Genomic DNA, 18,337 nt, shown 5'->3' with positions numbered 1-18,337 from the left:
GGATGTCTTTTTTCCTATTATCTACCTTTTTCGAGGCCCATTTGCTGAGGGGCGTTGTGCGCTTTTGGCGGCAATATTTACTATCTTAGCGGCAATTGCCGCGATGGTTGTATTTTCGCTCATGGCTTGTTTTTGCAGTCGGCGATACGCAGTGTTTTCGCTTAGCTCAAATTGCTCCATCACGACCAGCTTTGCTCGGCTTATTAGCTTCTGATCTTGGATTGCTCGCTTAGCTTCTTCGAGTTCTCGTCCCATGTCTTCTATGTGTTGGGCTTGTGAACGCAGTAAATCATAAAAAGAGCGGTGTGCAGATAACGTTTTTGTCTGCTCGCTGAATGAAAGCGTTTTGTTTTCGTGTTCTTTCGTGTCTTCCGCTAAGCCGGGCATGCTAGGGTCGAACAGTAAGGTGAGCGGCGAGCCATCATTGGTGTGCTCATCGTTAAAGCGTGTAAGCAACTGTTGATGATTGGCCATTTCATTTTTTGCATTAGCTACTTTACTGTTAGCTTGTTGTGTTAAGGCTTCGGTCAGTGCTACCTCAATACCCTGCATTGCATCTATACGACGGGTCGCTACATCGAACCAAACTTCTGATATTTCACCGGCAATCGGACTGCCGTCACCAAGCTGCGCGATCATATTTCTAAGCTGGATAATATCCATTGCGGCAGGGCTTTTATTTAATGCTTCCAATGCCTCTTTATGCGGCTTACAGCTGAACTCACAGAATATATTGAAGTGATGTTCTTGGGCATGCTGAAGCGCAGCAAGCTTTTCACACAAGCGCGCGTCGAAATGAGTTTCTGCAAAACCAATTGCCCCCCACGCGCGTTCTTGCCCTGCATACTCTTTAGCCTGCATAAAATTAAATAAGGCAACCAGTAAGCGTGTAATTGTCGGGTCGCTCGCGATATCCGCAGCTTCAAAAATAACAGTAAGTAAACTAGCCACCAGACGGCTGTAAGCGCGCGTAGATTCAAGCGGTGTTAGCTGCTGTTTGCTCACTTGCTCTCTCAAGCGAGGCAAATAGTCTGTAGCCTGCATAGCGAGTGTAATGCTGCTCAACAACCGCGGGTTACCCGTGGTGATCTCATCAGTCAGATACAAGGCTTTTAATTGGCTTTTCAGCATGGATTCCGCTTGTTCGCTGGCAGTAACATATTGCATTCGATCTCTGCCATAGCGCTCGCCTTTCGAAGCAAGAAAGATATTGCTGGCCCCGCGCTCTTTTTGCAGTTCATGAATGAGTTCTCGAACGGCAATTACAATTCGACAATTACTAGATAATTGCTCAAGCACGGCTAATTCCGCGTGCTTGGCCGCTAGCAAAAAGCGCTTAGTGGCGTCGCTACAAAGCGCAATGGTCTGTTCTGGTTCATGAAGCATGTTAAGGCCTGCTAATCTTTGGTACATACGTTTCGAATTTTTTCTTGATGAGTGCATCTATTGGCGAAACGTTTTTGAAACTCTTTGCTCTTAGCACTGAGCAGAGCAACACTTGTACAAAGCAACAGTTATGCCCTGTTTATTGGAATTAATGAAGATAAGCGTTAGAGTGAACAAAAAAACTCGTAGTGCTGACATTTAGCGGCATGTGGTGTGGCTGGAACTTTTACTTAAGGTAACTTCATAAGGGGTTACGGAAAGTTGAATGACGCTGGCGGGAAGAGGCTGCGCCAAAATGGTGCAGCCTTGCAAGCTATGTGGTTTTGCTTTCCAGATTAGTTTCTGACTACGCGAAGAAACCAACCTACAAACAGTGATATTAAGAAACCGAAGAAGGCAATCATTGTGGTGATGGTAAGCATTTGCCCAGAAAAGTCAGCATTCTCGCCAGTGTGCTCGCTAACCAGCATTCCCGATGCTTTAAAGATAAACAATGCCGCTACAGAAAATAGTAAAATTACGGCGGTCGACATAATAGTGGCTTTCCAATAAGCCTTCGGCGACATCCAATGAATAGCGCCTGCCACTAGCACACACAAAATAGTCAGAATATAAGGTACCACTTTAACTCCTTGTTGAATAAGACTTGTGCCTTATTGCGACGTCTTATCGTAGCCCCGTATTAGAAATCGAAGCGCATTGAACGACGCGGTTAATAAAAACCATTATACGATGCCATGTACGATGCAATTTGTCAGCATTCGCTATTAAATTAAGCCCTGAGACCGTACATGAAAAATTGACAAGCTCACAGTATTAGGAAAAGGGCAAAGAGCATTGCGCTTATTACAAAAGCGCCAAGTAGTTCGGACTGGGCCTGCTGATCTTTGCTGAACATCATCGTTCAACAGGCCGTAGTAACAATCTATTAAAAGATTTTAAGCTACAATGGTGATAGAATCGCCGAAAAAATCTCCTACCTACTTGGTGTTCTGCTTTAACGCGGTGTACGCCAGGGTGGGTTGTTGTGTTTAACATCTTAGCTTCTGAGAGAACATGTTCGATTTAATTACCAGTAAAGACAGCAACGTTAAAAACGACGTGCTATCAGGTATTACCGTGGCACTAGCCCTGGTCCCTGAAGCCGTTGCATTCGCATTTGTGGCCGGCGTAGAACCAATGATTGGTCTTTATGCGGCTTTCATGATGGGCTTAATCACTTCCGCTATTGGTGGCCGACCAGGAATGATTTCTGGTGCTACCGGCGCCATGGCCGTTGTTATGGTGGCACTGGTTGCCCAACACGGCGTGCAGTATTTATTTGCCGCGGTTATTTTGGCTGGTTTACTGCAAATAATGTGCGGTATTTTCAAACTCGGGAAATTTATCCGACTGGTGCCATATCCGGTAATGCTGGGCTTTGTAAACGGTCTTGCTATCGTTATTTTCTTGGCGCAATTAGGCCAGTTTAAAGTCACTAACGCAGCCGGTGAGTTGCAGTGGATGGAAGGTACGCTGCTATATTGGATGTTAGGGCTTGTGGCGTTAACTATGGCTATTATCTATTTACTACCAAAGCTAACTAAAGCCGTACCTGCGTCGCTGGTAGCGATTGTTACGGTAACCTTGTTAGTACACGGTCTTGACCTTGAAGCACGTACGGTAATCGACTTTGTTCGTGACTTGTTACCAGCTGACCAGCGTGACACTGCAACCTTAGCGGGAGAGCTTCCTAGCTTTGCTATTCCTATGGTGCCGTTCACCTGGGAAACTTTCATGATAGTACTACCAACCTCAGTGATTCTCTGCTTGGTCGGTCTTATTGAATCGCTTCTTACTCTTTCATTAATTGATGAAATGACCGATACCCGCGGACGTGGTAACAAAGAGTGCGTTGGCCAAGGCGTTGCAAATACTGTAAACGGTTTCTTTGGCGGTATGGGCGGTTGCGCCATGATTGGCCAAAGTATGATTAATATTAACTCTGGTGGCCGTGGCCGCTTGTCTGGTATCACCGCGGCGGTTGTATTATTAGGCTTTATTCTATTTGCTGCTCCGCTAATTGAAATGATTCCTCTAGCTGCCCTTGTTGGCGTAATGTTCGTGGTGGTTATTGCTACATTTGAGTGGGCGTCATTCAGAATTATTCGCGGCGTCAATAAAGAAGATGCGTTCGTACTTTTCCTAGTGACAGGCGTTACGGTTATTGCCGACCTTGCCATTGCGGTGGTTGTAGGGGTTATCGTTTCAGCCCTAGTGTTTGCATGGAAACACGCTCGTCATATCGAAGCGAAGTCGCACATTGATAACGACGGCTGGAAAGTCTATGAACTGGACGGCCCGCTTTTCTTTGGCTCGGTATCGCATTTCAAAGACTTGTTTGATATCGCTAACGACCCACAAGATGTCGTTATCGATTTTAAAGACTCTCGTATCTGGGATTCATCAGGTATCGACGCACTAGATACCCTTGCAGATAAATATGAAGAGCAAGGTAAGAAGCTACACATTCGTCATATCAGCGATGAGTGTCGTTCACTGCTTCGCAAGGCCGACAAATTTGTTGAAATTAACGTAGTTGAAGACCCTCGCTACCGCGTAGCAACGGATAAACTGGCCTAAGTTATTTGATAGCGCTTAATGCACCAAGTGAACACAGTTTTGCGTTCGTTTGGTGCAGTTATGAAATTTGAATAATGCTTATTTTGCAGTAAACCAAATAAAAACAATTGTTTACGGTTTTGGCACTGAACTTGGATAGCTATAAACGTAAAGTGTGTTTTGGTGATTTGTGTCAATCGCTGAAAATTGTGTGATTTATAACACTCCGTAAAATGTGTTAGCCGACCTAAACCGTTGGCAAAATAGGCAACGAAGCCCGCATCAACGAAAGTTGAAGCGGGCTTTTTTTTGTCCCGAAAAAAGGGGAATATCATGACTTCATTGGACTCAAAAACGCAAATTGTCGTCGTAGGCAACGGCATGGTGGGGCATCATTTTGTTGAGCAGCTTCACCAAAGCGATGCCAATGTAGAAATAACCGTTTTATGCGGCGAGTCTCGCCTCGCATACGACCGTGTTTATCTGTCGTCTTTTTTTAGCGGCGCGAGTGCTGATGACCTAGCGCTCACTACACCCGCTCAGTACGCCGAATGGGGTGTAAACGTAGTCACCAATGCCTTAGTGACCGATATTGACCGTGACAATAATAAAGTGACGACTTCAGAAGGGCAGGTGTTTAGCTACGACAAACTGGTGCTAGCCACGGGCTCATATCCATTTGTGCCACCCATTCCTGGCAACGATCAAGAGCATTGCTTGGTGTACCGCACCATAGACGATCTACTCGCTATTGAAGCGTCAGCAGCGGTGAGCAAAGTAGGGGTTGTTGTTGGTGGTGGGCTGTTGGGTTTAGAAGCTGCTAACGCATTAAAGCAAGCCGGTCTCGACACCCACGTGGTTGAGTTTGCCCCGCAGCTTATGGCGGTACAGCTAGACCAAGCCGGTGGTAACGTTCTTAAGGACAAAATTGAAGCGTTGGGCGTTACGGTTCACACTCAGAAGGCAACGCAAACTATTGAGGCCGGTGATACCTGCCGCTATAAAATGGTGTTTGCTGACGGCACTGCACTAGAAACTGACATGATTCTTTTTTCTGCTGGTATTCGACCTTCCGACCAGCTCGGCAGAAAGTCAGCGCTAACACTGGGTGAGCGCGGCGGTATTATCATTGATAATCACTGCGTGACCTCTGACCCTAATATTTACGCGGTGGGCGAATGTGCATTGTGGGATAACAAAATCTTTGGCTTAGTAGCACCTGGCTATACTATGGCGCGCACGGCCGTAAGTCATATAACCGGTGGCGATGCCGAGTTCGCTGGCGCAGACATGAGTACCAAACTCAAACTAATGGGCGTAGAAGTGGGTTCCATTGGCGATGCGCATGAACGTACAGAAGGTGCCCTTAGCTACACCTACTTAAATCAGCCTGAAGGCGTGTATAAAAAGCTGGTAGTAGATAGCGAACAAAAGCTCGTGCTTGGTGCTGTACTCGTTGGTGATACCAGCGACTACGATACGCTATTACAATATGCGCTCAACAGCATCGAATTGCCTGAACATCCAGAGAGCCTGATTCTGCCATCATCTGATGCCGCACCAGCATTAGGTGCCGATGCACTTCCAGACACGGCCTCTATTTGTTCATGCCTAAACGTGACTAAAGGCGACATTGTTTCAGCTATTGAAGGTGGCTGTTGTAGTGTTGGCGATGTAAAAGGCGAAACCAAAGCCAGCACAGGGTGTGGGGGCTGTGCTGCGTTGCTTAAAAATGTGGTAGATAGCGAGCTTGAAAAGCGAGGTGTTGAAGTATCAAAAGCCATTTGTGAGCACTTCAACCACACCCGACAAGAGCTGTTTCACATTGTTAAAGTTAACGGCATTCGCACCTTCGACGAGCTACTTGAACAGCATGGTGAAGGTTTAGGTTGTGAAATTTGTAAGCCCGCAGTGGGCTCAATTTTAGCCTCGGTATATAACGACTACATTCTTAAAGCTTCACACCTTCCTCTACAAGACACTAACGATATTTACCTTGGCAACATGCAAAAAGACGGCACGTACTCGGTTGTACCGCGTGTACCTGGTGGCGAAATAACGCCTGAGAAGTTGATTCTGCTCGGCGAAGTGGCAAAAGAATACAACCTGTACACCAAGATCACAGGTGGTCAGCGCATTGATTTATTTGGTGCGCGCGTAGAGCAGTTACCCGATATTTGGGAAAAACTGGTCGCTGGTGGTTTTGAAACCGGCCACGCCTACGCGAAGGCACTGCGTACTGTTAAATCCTGTGTGGGCAGCACTTGGTGCCGCTACGGTGTGCAGGATTCTGTTGGCACAGCCATTGACTTAGAGAATCGTTACAAAGGCTTACGTGCACCGCATAAAATTAAATTTGCTGTCTCGGGGTGTACCCGTGAGTGCGCAGAAGCTCAAAGCAAAGACATTGGCGTTATTGCCACCGAGCAAGGTTGGAACCTTTATGTTTGCGGTAATGGCGGTATGAAGCCGCGACATGCCGATCTGTTTGCCACCGACCTAGATACGGAAACGCTTATTAAATACATCGACCGCGTGCTGATGTTTTATGTGAAAACGGCCGACCGCTTACAGCGCACATCGGTGTGGATGGATAACTTAGAAGGCGGTTTAGCTTATCTGCAAGATGTTGTGGTCAACGATGTACTTGGCATTAATGAAGAGCTCGAAGCACAGATGGATGCTGTTGTTGATGCTTATCAGTGCGAATGGAAAACCACTATTAAAGATCCTGAATCTCGTAAGCGTTTCCGTCAATTTGTAAACAGTAGTGCCAGCGACACCAATATTCAGTTTGTTTCAGAGCGCGGACAGGTTCGCCCAGCTACGGAAGCTGAAAAAGTAGCAGGGAAGGATCAGTTTATTCCCGTCTCAATGGTGTAGCCACTGACTTATTAACCTTGTTAGGAGATACAAATTATGACAGCTGCGCAAAACGTAATAGCATTGGAACAGGCAGTGCAATGGCACCTAGTTTGTGAGACGAACGACCTAGTTACAAACAGTGGCGTTTGCGCCCTTGTTGACTCACAGCAAGTGGCTCTTTTCTGCTTGAAAATAAAGGGCGAAACTCAGGTTTTTGCCATTAGTAACTACGATCCTATTGGTAAAGCAAACGTGCTTTATCGCGGGCTTTTGGGGTCGATAGGCGGCGCACCAGTTGTCGCTTCGCCTTTGTACAAAGAACATTACTTTTTAGAAACGGGGCTGTGTAAAGAGCACGATGATGTATTCGTCACGGCTTACCCTGTAAAGGTAGAGGGCGAGAAGGTATTTGTAGGCATTTAAGCGAACAGCCCTTATTTGAATGCCCATATGAATAAAACCTTCTTGCAAAAACGCATTCAATTACTGCGAAATCGAAAAAGGTAATGACATGAATATGGCTACACGACAACCCGACATGATGTCTGAACAATTAAAACAAACAACATGCCCTTACTGCGGCGTAGGTTGTGGTGTAGATATCAGTTGCAACGTAAGCACGCGTGCCATAACCCTGGACACTGTTAAAGGCACGCCAGAGCATCCCGCCAATTATGGAAGATTGTGTGTTAAAGGAACAAACCTGCTTGAAACAAATGACCTAAATGGACGTTTGCTACACCCAACCATAGCAGGTCAATCGGTGGATTGGGACACGGCCACAGATGTTATTGCGGATAAGATCACATCTACCATTGCGCAGTATGGCGCGGATGCCGTTGCTTTTTATGTATCAGGCCAGCTTCTTACCGAAGACTACTATGTTGCCAATAAACTTATGAAAGGTTATATCGGCAGTGCCAATATAGATACCAACTCTCGTCTTTGCATGTCATCAGCCGTAGCCGCTTATAAGCGCGCCTTTGGTGAAGACGTGGTGCCTTGTGATTACACCGACTTAGAGTGTACAGATTTATTAGTCATCACCGGTAGCAATACGGCGTGGGCGCACCCCGTGCTTTTTCAGCGCATTCAGCGAGCAAAGCTGAAGAACCCAAATATGAAAGTCATTGTCGTCGACCCGCGCAAAACCGAAACCTGTACGATAGCCGACTTACACCTTCCTATAAAACCAGGTAGCGACGTAGCGCTGTTTAACGGCTTGCTAAGCTATGCAAACGCCCAAGGTAGAATTGATAGAACCACCGTAGAGACCTATGCCGAGGGGCTTGATAAAGCGCTTGAAAGTGCGAGTAGCTTAACGCTGGGTGACGTGGCTAGCGTATGCGGTATAGAACTAAGCAAGGTTAAGGCTTTTTTCGGCGCATTCTGTGAAGCATCTAGAGCCATTACTTTTTATTCTATGGGCGTGAACCAGTCTTCTGCTGGCGTAGATAAAGCCCAAGCCATTATTAACTGCCACCTAGCTACAGACTTGATTGCCAAAGACGGGTGTGGGCCGTTCTCAATCACAGGTCAGCCCAATGCCATGGGGGGGCGTGAAGTAGGTGGGCTAGCTAACATGCTTGCTGCACATATGGATTTAGACAACCCTGAACACATCGAATCAGTAAAAACCTACTGGGATGCACCTGTTATGCCCAAAGGGCAGGGGCTCAAAGCCGTAGATCTATTTAATGCTATTGAGGAAGGAAAGGTAAAATTCGTTTGGATAATGGGGACTAACCCTGTTGTCAGTATGCCTAATCGAGTCCAAGTTGAGCGCGCACTTTCAAAGTGCGAGATGGTCGTAGTGTCTGATATTGTTGAATCGAATGATACGCTTGCCTTCGCTCATATTGCCCTTCCAGCCACGGGCTGGTCGGAAAAAGACGGAACGGTGACAAACTCAGAACGCTGTATTTCACGTCAGCGCGGCATATTGCCACCGCCAGGTAATGCAAAACACGATTGGCAAATTATGTGCGACGTGGCGACGAAAATGGGTTTTGGCGAAGCATTTTGCTTTACCCATCCTTCGCAAATTTTCTGCGAATACGCTGGCTTAACCGGCTATCAAAATAACGGGAAACGACAATTAGACCTTTCTCCCTTACAAGCGTTAAGTGAAGTTCAGTACAACGGTCTATCGCCTATCCAGTGGCCTTTTCAGAACGCAGCTTTAAATACGTCTTCACCTTGCGCTAAGCTCGAAGCAAACAATAAGCCTAATCTTATTAGCAAGCGCCCCTTTGAAGATAAGCAGTTTTCGACACCTAGCGGTAAAGCTAAACTCATTCCCGTAGTTTATAAAGCGCCATTGCAGGTGACATCAGGTGCTTATCCTTTTGTCGTTAACAGCGGCCGAGCGCGAGACCAATGGCACACCATGACGCGCACAGGTAAAGCCGCAAAGTTACTTGCCCATATGCCCAGCGCCTCTGTATACATAAATCCTAAAGATGCTGCTGATTTGGGTGTTGCAAATAATGACCTCGTCTCTCTAACAAGTGCGGTGTGTCAAGACGCCCCAGTTATTTACCCGGTTAAAGCGGATACGGATATGCGCGAAGGGGAAGTGTTCATTCCCATTCATTGGTCGGCACAATGGGGGTCGCACAGTAAGCTAGGCGTACTTTACGCCAGCGCGGTAGACCCTATTTCAGGGCAGCCAGAGTTAAAACACGCGGCGGTTGCTATCGCGCCTGTACATTACGCTACCTATGGGAAACTTTTTTTAACATCAAAATTACAATCGTCACACGACTCCAAAACAAACATTGATAGTCCCAGCATTGATAATCCAAACATTGATAATCATGATACGCTAAAGGAAATGTGTGATTACTGGAACAAAACTCCGCTTGAGGCCGGAGGCGCTACATCAAGCGGAAGTAGTTCTGAAGAAGCACTATCAGTATTAAACGTAGCTTCGAACAAAGGTCGTCGTGAATTTACTCAAAGCTTGATACCACAGTTACCGCAAAACGCGGTGCTATTACAGTTTCATCATCATACATACTCAGTATGCCTTGCCCTAGTCGATGATACTCTCAGTTTCGCGGCGTTTTTAGGCGATGAGCCAGAAAAGACTGCAAGGGCTCCAGCAGACGCACATACAACAGCGGCGGCAGCGCCACATTCAACAAGCACATGGTCAGTACCTAACGAATGGCTAGCCAGCCTTCTCAATACATCTATTTCCACAGACATACAGCGCAATTTATTGCGAGGCCAGGTGGATGAAGCGTTTCTAAATGGCGATGTAGTTTGTAGCTGTTTTGAAGTACGAGAAAAGACCATTACAAATGCCGTTGAAGAAGGCTGTAGTTCGGTGGCAGAGCTTGGTGAAGCATTAAAGTGCGGCACCAACTGTGGTTCTTGCAAGCCCGCCTTGTCTCAGCTTATCGACAAGCATTTAGTCATAGAAATTCAATCTATTTAGGAGCGTTAAATCATGTCAATTGCATCCAGTTGGTCGTTACCGTTTTTGCGCACCTTATTCAAACAGCAGAAACCTTTGTTTAATCTTTTTTATCACGATGCTATTTCTACCACGACATCGACGACACGCCAGCGCTTCGACAATTCGAAAACTTCCGCTAAGCATTCGTACTTAGGCAGGTGGCTGAAGGCAGCAAACCTAAGAAATGCGAATTATAAGCAGGGCCAGGTATTTATCGTCGGCGCAGGGCCTGGCGACGCCGAGTTACTTACCCTGAAAGCGCTTCGTCTGTTACAACAAGCCGATGTCGTGCTGTTCGATGCCTTAGTCAGCGAAGATATTCTCGCGCTAATTCCCTCTAAAGTGGTGAAAGAGTATGTAGGGAAGCGCTGCAAAAAGCATAGCTTTACCCAAAATGCTATTTGTAAGCGGGTGATTGAATTGGCAAGCAACGGTCACATTGTCGTGCGGTTAAAAGGCGGTGACCCAGCCCTATTTGCAAGAACCTGCGAAGAAACCGATGCACTCACAAAAGCCAATATTCCCTTTGCTATTGTGCCAGGTATTACAGCGGCATCGGGTGTGTCGGCCTATACGGGTATCCCTTTGACCGATAGGCGCTGTGCTCAGTCAGTAAGTTTTATGACTGCACATTTTAAAGATGCAGAGCAATGGCCTGAAATGGCTCCCATGGCGCAAAATGTGTTAAAGCAAACCATGGTAGTTTATATGGGGTTAAGCCGACTTGAAGGTCTGTGCAAAGGCTTGGTCCATCACAAGGTGCCAACCACATGGCCAGTAGCCGCAATTGAAAATGCCACTTCGCCTCAACAGCGCGTGATTACTGGCGTGCTTGCAGATATTCATAGCAAGGTAGAAGCAGCAAATTTAACGGGGCCCACGTTACTTATATTTGGAAAGGTGGTAGAGTCTCGTCAACAGGTAAATACACTTCTACTACATTCATCTGAGCATGCAACAACCATTTAGCGAGTACATAAAGATTATTGGTAAGGGTCAAAAAGGGGGGCGCAGTCTTACCCGTGATGAAGCTTATCATGCCATGAAAATGGTATTGGCCAATGAAGTGACAGGCGATCAACGCGGCGCATTTCTTATGTTGCTGCGTACCCGTGAAGAAACACCAGAAGAAGTTATTGGCTTTGTCGATGCGTGCAGAGAGCTGATAGAGCCAGAAGTTAAAACCCTCACCCCCACGTTAGATATTGGGTGTTATGCCGGAAAACGCCGTCAGTTACCTTGGTACTTATTGGCCGTAGCGGTTCTAGCCAACAATGGTTACTCGGTTATGCTTCACGGTGCTCATGAGCCGGGGTCAGGGCGCCTTTATGCAAGTATAGCGTTACCTCAATTGGGCCTGCCTGAAGTTAGCAGTATTAGTGACGCCAAACAGCAGTTAGCAGAAAAAGGCGTTACCTACCTTGATTTGTCTTATTTGCTGCCTGCGCTCGACACAATTATTAAGCTTCGTGAGGTGTTTGGCCTGCGTTCTTGCGCTAACACCCTTGCAAGGTTGTTGAATCCCACCGCTGCACAATTTTGCGTACAGGGCGTTTATCATATGCACCTTGACCACAAACACTGTCGCGTTAACGAAAATTACCCATCTAACGACGCGCTTTGCTTTCGTGGTGATGGCGGAGACCCTGAAGTCAACGGCGAGCGAGAAACCGAACTGTTCATTACTCGAAATGGCAGGACTTATGAAGTAATAATGCCGGTGATTGCCGACAAATGGGCACTTAAAGACAAAGACATGAACGTTAACGACATGCTTGATGTGTGGGCGGGTAACGCGAGTAGCCTTTACGGTGAACAAGCCATCTTAAGTACACTTGCCAGCTATCTAGTACTGCTACAAAAGTGTGATGTCGCAGATGCCTTGTCGCAGGCAAGGCAGCTTTGGGCACAGCGCGATAAAAGTTCAACGCCGTTTTAACCGTTCGGTACAATATCCGTTTAACTCCATCAAAGATCACACGTCCCGAGTATTGGTCAGATAGTCTGTGTTAGCTGCCTACTAAATAGAAGCTTAACCGCGGGGGGCGTAAAACCCTCTTGATCAAGAAAAATAGTCAATCGTCGCATTGACTTAATCGTTGCTATACGTGTTAATAGTATGGTACTTACACAGCAGGGCACCGCTGTCGTAGCTGGGTTCATGAAAAATGCTGGGTGGTTAGCAACGTCGTATACGGAACAGCCGTTAGAAGATATAGAGGGTGAAGCAGAGTTAAACGAGCAACTCGTTGAATACTAAGCGCGTCTAAAGCAGTCCCGGTTTCATCCGTAATTACTGTCAGTTTAGGCGTTGCAACGGTTGAATTTGCTAAAAACGATAGTTGGGCGCTCACAGCAATTCTGAATGCTGCTAATAAAGCCTTGTACGACGCCAAATCGAGTGGACGGAACTGCTGCGTATATACATCGCTTCCGTAGTCGAAGACCATGGCAAGCTTGAAACTTACCGCCTCTGATTTCAAAGAAAAGAGGCTTTTATTACAAAAAAATGCTTCAACGCTTTTACTTTATTTTATTTTCGTTAGTTTCTAAAAAATTTTCTTTCCTCTGCTATCTTTAATCAAAAGCTAAAAATAGCTTATCGCTTCAGGCACTAATCGTCACTAATTGTGTAATACCATATCTTACTTTAATTTGGGGAGCGCAAAGGGTTTGAGGGCTGAACAGTGAGAGAAGCTTAGTTTATCAGGAGCACAGAATGTTTTTCAAAAATAAAGAGTTGCTAGCAGAGAACTCACGTTTGCAGAAGGAAATTGAGACATACCACACTGTTCAGGAAGAACTTCGCGAAGAAATGCTTTATATCGAGTTAAAACCTGACGGTAGAGTTAGCGCAATTAACGATTTATGTGTTCAGGCGACTGGCTACTCAGTCGCAGAATTAGAGGGAAAGTCTCTTGAAAGTATAATGAGTCAAAATGCGCTCAAAAAGCCCGCTGCACAGGATATGCTTGGTGCTATAAAAACGCATCGCCATTGGCACGGTGCGGTCAGCTTTCAGGATGCAAAAGGGCAAGAAATGTGGGTGCGAGGTATTGTGCAGCCCGTTGATGATGCGTATGGAAATGTAAAATATATTGCTTTCTACATGGCAGAGCAAACGCGAAACATCACTCAAAGCAACGAATTGCGCGATATGATTGCTGCACTTCACCGCTCATCCGCAGTTATTGAGTTTAATTTAGATGGAACGATAATAACAGCGAACGAAAACTTTCTTAGAGGTATGGGCTACTCGATAGAGCAGATAGAAGGTAAGCATCATAGGATTTTTTGTACAGAAGAAGAAGCTAATTCCGAAGAGTATAAACATTTCTGGCGCGATCTAGCCGCAGGGAAATTAGAGTCCGGAAGGTTTAAACGAATTGATAGTAGGGGAAACGAAGTTTGGCTAGAAGCGTCGTATAACCCTATCAGAAATGAAGACGGAAACCTTTATAAAGTGGTTAAGTTTGCTACTGTCATTACCGAACAAATGCAGAGAGAGTTCGCCATTTCTGAAGCGGCAAACGTGGCGTTTAATATATCCCAAGAGACGGGAGAGCAGGCGCGCAAAGGTAACGAAGTACTTAATGCTACAGTGAAAGCAATGAATGAACTTACGACGCAGATGGGTAATGCTAGCGAAGGCATTAAAGACCTCGATGAGCAATCTCAGAAAGTGGCTGATTTGGTCAAAAGTATTAGCGGGATTGCTGACCAAACCAATTTACTTGCGCTGAACGCGGCTATTGAGGCTGCACGTGCGGGTGATCAAGGTAGAGGGTTTGCCGTCGTTGCCGACGAGGTTAGACAATTGGCTTCACGGACAAGTAGTGCAACTGAAGAAATAGTAAACGTGGTGGTTGAGAACAGAAAGCTCACGGAGAATGCGGTTCAGTTAATTGAGGCTGGGCAAGAAAAAGCTCGTGAAGCACTTGAATACTCAACGCAATCCGGCCAGGCAATGGAAGAGATCCAAGGCGGGGCCAATGAGGTGGTTAACGCCATCGGACAGTTTACTAAACGTCTGTAGAACAGAGCGCCTACCTCTCGTATTGAACTCATCTGTCCATTCAGATTTATTCAATTGTGGTGCTTATTTAATTGCACCACGGTTGAACACCTCCCCCGTTTTGGTGCGCCAAACCTCTCATTGTATTGTAACTACGCGCGCTTATTTTAAACTATTTATATAATTATCAAAGCTTTAGAATTTTGGCACGTTGACTGCAAACCTGAACGTGCAAAATAACGGTGCCGTATAAGGCAGCGAATGCGACACGGCTGCTTAGGCATCGTGAATGCAAAACATTTTCCATAGTGTGAATAAGAAAAATTATTGGGAATCAGTGGAGAGTAGTAGGGAAGCTCCATCTTCTCCGGCATTTATGGCAAATGACAATAACAATAATAAAAGATGGTTTTTTAAGCTAAAGCTTTTAAATAACCTCCCTTTAAGATGAGGTGTGTGAGCGGGAATTCCTGACTTACCAACAACAATTTGATGCGTTAGTAATTACTCCGATGTTACTAACACGGCAACGAAGCCCACCATGCTAGACAGTTTAATGTCGATAGCTGGTGGGTTTTTTTTGGTTACGAGGAACACGTATGACTGGGTTAAAGACAACATCACTACTGGAACGCTTTAGGGCGGCGAGTGCGAGCGTTTGTGCTGCACTTGTTGTCTCTGTAGCAACGTTTTCAACTTCTGTTTCAGCACAGGCCCCCGCAGTTGGTTGGCCTGAAAAAGAAGAGCTAAAGTTTGGTTTTATAAAGCTGACAGATATGGCGCCGCTTGCTGTGGCGTATGAAAAAGGCTTTTTCGAAGATGAAGGGCTTTATGTCACATTAGAAGCGCAAGCTAACTGGAAAGTGCTGCTTGACCGCGTTATTGATGGTCAGCTAGATGGCGCTCACATGCTTGCAGGTCAACCGCTCGGCGCGACTATTGGCTTTGGTACGGAATCTCATGTAGTCACTGCGTTTAGCATGGACCTAAACGGCAATGGTATTACTGTATCAAATGAAATTTGGGAGAAAATGAAGGCGCACATTCCACAGGAAGATGGCAAGCCTGTACACCCAATCAAAGCTGATTATCTTAAACCGGTTGTTGATGAATACCGCAACGCCGGAAAACCTTTCAATATGGGCATGGTATTTCCTGTATCTACCCACAACTACGAGCTGCGTTATTGGCTAGCAGCAGGTGGCATTCACCCAGGTTACTACGCCCCGCACAAAGGAGATACTGCAGGTCAAATCGATGCTCAAGCACTATTATCTGTAACGCCTCCACCACAAATGCCTGCGACAATGGAAGCAGGCACTATCTACGGCTACTGTGTTGGTGAGCCATGGAACCAACAAGCGGTATTTAAAGGTATTGGTGTACCTGTAATCACCGATTATGAAATCTGGAAAAACAACCCAGAAAAAGTATTTGGCGTAAGCCAAGGCTGGGCTGAAAAATACCCTAATACGCATATCCGCGTGGTCAAAGCATTAATCCGTGCAGCAATGTGGCTAGATGAAAACGACAATGCTAACCGCCCTGAAGCAGTAAAAATTCTTGCTAAAAGCAACTACGTTGGCGCAGACGAAGACGTACTGGCTAACAGCATGACGGGTACTTTTGAATACGAAAAAGGCGACAAGCGTGAAGTGCCAGACTTTAATGTGTTCTTCCGCTACAACGCCACTTACCCATACTACAGTGATGCAATTTGGTATCTCACTCAAATGCGTCGCTGGGGCCAAATCTCAGAAGCAAAGTCTGATGACTGGTATAAAGAAACGGCCAAGAAAGTCTACAAACCAGAAGTTTATGCTCGGGCTGCTAAAGCGCTAATCGCAGAAGGTAAGGCTAAAGCTTCTGACTTCCCTGAGTTTGGAACGGAAACTGGTTATAAGCCGGCTCAGAGTGAATTTATTGATGGCGTGACGTTTGATGGAAGCAAACCTAACGCTTACTTAGAGCAATTTGATATTGGTCTTAAGGGTGACACTGTACTTTAAGTGTCTTGTAGAACAGCCCTGTCGTCGCCTTTGTGAAGGCGGGGCACTTACACAGCGCATTAGCGCATACAAAGAGTCAGGAGCAAGCAATGAGCAAGATGACAACCATTCTTCGCCTTCCATCATCGCCGTCAAACGCCAACTCTGTGTTGAGTCGTTTATATCAATCCACGCCTGCGTTGTTGCTGCCCGTTATCGGCTTGCTAATGTTCTTGGCCATTTGGAATGGCGTTGCAAAGAGTATCGACACGTCGTTAGGTCAGTTTCCAGGCCCAGCTCAAGTTTTTGAGCAAGCTGGTGCCTTAGTTGATGAGCATGTTGCTCAGCGTGAGAAAGCGGATGCGTTTTACCAGCGTCAAGAAGCGAGAAATGCTGAACGTATAGCGCAAGATCCTACATATCAGCCTAAAATTAGAGAGTTTACAGGGGCACCTACTTTCTTCGACCAAATATGGACAAGCCTTTACACGGTTATGGTTGGATTTTTTATTGCATCAGTAGTCGCAGTTCCATTGGGTATTTTGTGTGGTTTAAGCAAATCAGCCTACACGGCTATAAACCCGCTTATTCAATTATTCAAACCCGTTTCGCCACTAGCCTGGTTACCACTAGTTACTATGGTAGTAAGTGCGCTTTATGTTAGCGAAGACCCGGCGTTTTCAAAGTCGTTTGTTACTTCTGCCTTCACGGTCTCGCTTTGCTGCCTATGGCCAACCCTTATTAACACAGCAGTAGGGGTGTCTAACATTGAGAAAGACCTTATCAACGTGAGTAAAGTGCTGCGTCTTACCCCTTTTGCACACTTGACCAAAATAGTATTGCCGTCTTCTATTCCTATGATTTTTACCGGACTTCGATTGTCGCTTGGTATTGGCTGGATGGTACTTATTGCTGCCGAAATGCTTGCTCAAAACCCAGGATTAGGAAAATTTGTCTGGGATGAGTTTCAAAACGGTAGTTCTGAATCTTTAGCCCGAATCATGGTGGCAGTTTTAACTATTGGTGCCATCGGCTTTGTACTGGACCGTTTAATGTTATCGATTCAGCGCGCGGTAAGCTGGGATAAGTCGAGCGTATTACGCTAATTTTGAGGAGAAATTTATGCACACTAAACACCTAGAGTTAGAGCAGGTAGGTATCGACTTCCCAACACCGAAGGGGCCATTTACTGCGCTTCAAGATGTAAATCTTAAAATTAGCAAAGGTGAATTTGTTTCATTAATTGGCCACTCTGGCTGCGGAAAATCGACGGTGCTGAATATTATCGCTGGTTTGCATCAGGCTACCTCTGGTGGCGTGATATTAGATGGCGCTGAAGTAAAGCAGCCTGGACCCGAGCGCGCCGTAGTATTTCAAAACCATTCGCTACTGCCATGGCTTACGGTTTATAAAAATGTTGAACTGGCGGTTAAATCGACCATGCGGGGCAAGAGTAAAGGCGAGATGCGTGACTGGATCATGCATAACTTAGAGCTTGTACACATGACGCACGCTCTTGACAAACTGCCCAGTGAAATTTCAGGTGGTATGAAGCAGCGAGTAGGCATTGCGCGTGCGCTGGCAATGGAGCCTAAAGTGTTATTGATGGACGAACCGTTCGGCGCGCTAGACGCATTAACGCGCGCTCACCTTCAAGACTCGCTAATGGAAATTCATGCTGATTTAGGTAATACCGTAATCATGATTACCCATGATGTGGATGAGGCCGTTTTGCTATCTGACCGTATTGTTATGATGAACAATGGCCCAGCAGCCACCATTGGCGAAATTCTAGATATTGAATTACCTCGCCCGCGAGACAGATTGGCACTTGCAGACAATAAACACTACAACCACTACCGACATGAGGTATTAACCTTCCTATACGACAAGCAGAAGAAGGTTGAAACCGTTACTTCACGCGTCAATAACGCGTTATCTAAACCCAGCGGGGTGTCATCTGAAAAAAAAGACGCTAAGAAATCAGATGCTGCCTAGCATTATCGGCATCTGATA

13 protein-coding genes are annotated in these 18,337 nt (G+C 46.0%); 11 read left to right on the top strand and 2 right to left on the bottom strand.

All coding sequences use genetic code 11. The features are described from left to right. Nucleotides 1–21: 21 nt before the first annotated feature. A complete protein-coding gene (locus tag C6Y39_RS08160; protein ID WP_105930859.1) occupies nucleotides 22–1,386 on the bottom strand; it encodes a nitrate regulatory protein in 1,365 nt (454 codons plus the stop codon). Between the two features lie 335 nt (nucleotides 1,387–1,721). Continuing rightward, nucleotides 1,722–2,009, bottom strand: a complete 288-nt coding sequence (locus C6Y39_RS08155; protein ID WP_014948232.1) for a hypothetical protein — start codon at nucleotides 2,007–2,009, stop codon at nucleotides 1,722–1,724. A gap of 433 nt (nucleotides 2,010–2,442) precedes the next feature. Here C6Y39_RS08155 and C6Y39_RS08150 point away from each other — a divergent pair, with 433 nt between their 5' ends. The 11 genes from C6Y39_RS08150 to C6Y39_RS08100 all read left to right on the top strand — a co-directional run bounded on the left by C6Y39_RS08150 (nucleotide 2,443) and on the right by C6Y39_RS08100 (nucleotide 18,319). Further along, nucleotides 2,443–4,008 (top strand): SulP family inorganic anion transporter, encoded by a 1,566-nt coding sequence (locus tag C6Y39_RS08150; RefSeq protein ID WP_105930773.1) that lies wholly within the window; start codon nucleotides 2,443–2,445, stop codon nucleotides 4,006–4,008. A 312-nt stretch (nucleotides 4,009–4,320) separates the two neighbouring features. Next, a complete protein-coding gene (gene nirB, locus C6Y39_RS08140; RefSeq protein ID WP_105930771.1) occupies nucleotides 4,321–6,870 on the top strand; it encodes a nitrite reductase large subunit NirB in 2,550 nt (849 codons plus the stop codon). Nucleotides 6,871–6,906: 36 nt separating this feature from the next. Next, on the top strand, nucleotides 6,907–7,275 hold the full coding sequence (gene nirD, locus C6Y39_RS08135; RefSeq protein WP_105930770.1) for a nitrite reductase small subunit NirD: 369 nt from the start codon (nucleotides 6,907–6,909) through the stop codon (nucleotides 7,273–7,275). A gap of 88 nt (nucleotides 7,276–7,363) precedes the next feature. Beyond that, nucleotides 7,364–10,297, top strand: coding sequence for a nitrate reductase (locus C6Y39_RS08130; protein ID WP_105930769.1), 2,934 nt, complete (start codon nucleotides 7,364–7,366; stop codon nucleotides 10,295–10,297). A gap of 12 nt (nucleotides 10,298–10,309) precedes the next feature. Further along, nucleotides 10,310–11,287 carry a uroporphyrinogen-III C-methyltransferase gene (gene cobA / locus C6Y39_RS08125; protein WP_105930768.1) on the top strand — a complete coding sequence of 326 codons (978 nt, stop codon included), beginning with the start codon at nucleotides 10,310–10,312 and terminating at the stop codon, nucleotides 11,285–11,287. Beyond that, nucleotides 11,271–12,257, top strand: a complete 987-nt coding sequence (locus C6Y39_RS08120) for a glycosyl transferase family protein (RefSeq protein ID WP_105930767.1) — start codon at nucleotides 11,271–11,273, stop codon at nucleotides 12,255–12,257. Before cobA ends, C6Y39_RS08120 begins: the two co-directional genes overlap by 17 nt. Before the next feature lie 180 nt (nucleotides 12,258–12,437). Further along, on the top strand, nucleotides 12,438–12,578 hold the full coding sequence (locus C6Y39_RS18740) for a hypothetical protein (RefSeq protein ID WP_167390632.1): 141 nt from the start codon (nucleotides 12,438–12,440) through the stop codon (nucleotides 12,576–12,578). A gap of 459 nt (nucleotides 12,579–13,037) precedes the next feature. Continuing rightward, nucleotides 13,038–14,354, top strand: coding sequence for a methyl-accepting chemotaxis protein (locus C6Y39_RS08115; RefSeq protein WP_105930766.1), 1,317 nt, complete (start codon nucleotides 13,038–13,040; stop codon nucleotides 14,352–14,354). 578 nt (nucleotides 14,355–14,932) lie between these two features. Beyond that, on the top strand, nucleotides 14,933–16,342 hold the full coding sequence (locus tag C6Y39_RS08110; protein WP_105930765.1) for a CmpA/NrtA family ABC transporter substrate-binding protein: 1,410 nt from the start codon (nucleotides 14,933–14,935) through the stop codon (nucleotides 16,340–16,342). Nucleotides 16,343–16,431: 89 nt separating this feature from the next. After that, the gene (locus C6Y39_RS08105; protein ID WP_240618839.1) at nucleotides 16,432–17,427 is read left to right on the top strand and encodes an ABC transporter permease; all 996 of its coding nucleotides are present in this window, start codon (nucleotides 16,432–16,434) and stop codon (nucleotides 17,425–17,427) included. Nucleotides 17,428–17,443: 16 nt separating this feature from the next. Then, nucleotides 17,444–18,319 carry an ABC transporter ATP-binding protein gene (locus C6Y39_RS08100; RefSeq protein WP_105930763.1) on the top strand — a complete coding sequence of 292 codons (876 nt, stop codon included), beginning with the start codon at nucleotides 17,444–17,446 and terminating at the stop codon, nucleotides 18,317–18,319. Nucleotides 18,320–18,337 lie beyond the last annotated feature (18 nt).

The organism is Alteromonas gracilis, assembly GCF_002993325.1.
Classification (GTDB): domain Bacteria; phylum Pseudomonadota; class Gammaproteobacteria; order Enterobacterales; family Alteromonadaceae; genus Alteromonas; species Alteromonas gracilis.
This window is presented reverse-complemented; position numbering and strand designations above follow the sequence as displayed.

Bases quoted from the DNA above. Each gene is read 5' to 3' on its own strand.
- C6Y39_RS08160 (WP_105930859.1), bottom strand. From the start codon at position 1,386: ATGCTTCATGAACCAGAACAGACCATTGCGCTTTGTAGCGACGCCACT.
- C6Y39_RS08150 (WP_105930773.1), top strand. From the start codon at position 2,443: ATGTTCGATTTAATTACCAGTAAAGACAGCAACGTTAAAAACGACGTG.
- nirB (WP_105930771.1), top strand. From the start codon at position 4,321: ATGACTTCATTGGACTCAAAAACGCAAATTGTCGTCGTAGGCAACGGC.
- nirD (WP_105930770.1), top strand. From the start codon at position 6,907: ATGACAGCTGCGCAAAACGTAATAGCATTGGAACAGGCAGTGCAATGG.
- C6Y39_RS08130 (WP_105930769.1), top strand. From the start codon at position 7,364: ATGAATATGGCTACACGACAACCCGACATGATGTCTGAACAATTAAAA.
- cobA (WP_105930768.1), top strand. From the start codon at position 10,310: ATGTCAATTGCATCCAGTTGGTCGTTACCGTTTTTGCGCACCTTATTC.
- C6Y39_RS08120 (WP_105930767.1), top strand. From the start codon at position 11,271: ATGCAACAACCATTTAGCGAGTACATAAAGATTATTGGTAAGGGTCAA.
- C6Y39_RS18740 (WP_167390632.1), top strand. From the start codon at position 12,438: ATGGTACTTACACAGCAGGGCACCGCTGTCGTAGCTGGGTTCATGAAA.
- C6Y39_RS08115 (WP_105930766.1), top strand. From the start codon at position 13,038: ATGTTTTTCAAAAATAAAGAGTTGCTAGCAGAGAACTCACGTTTGCAG.
- C6Y39_RS08110 (WP_105930765.1), top strand. From the start codon at position 14,933: ATGACTGGGTTAAAGACAACATCACTACTGGAACGCTTTAGGGCGGCG.
- C6Y39_RS08105 (WP_240618839.1), top strand. From the start codon at position 16,432: ATGAGCAAGATGACAACCATTCTTCGCCTTCCATCATCGCCGTCAAAC.
- C6Y39_RS08100 (WP_105930763.1), top strand. From the start codon at position 17,444: ATGCACACTAAACACCTAGAGTTAGAGCAGGTAGGTATCGACTTCCCA.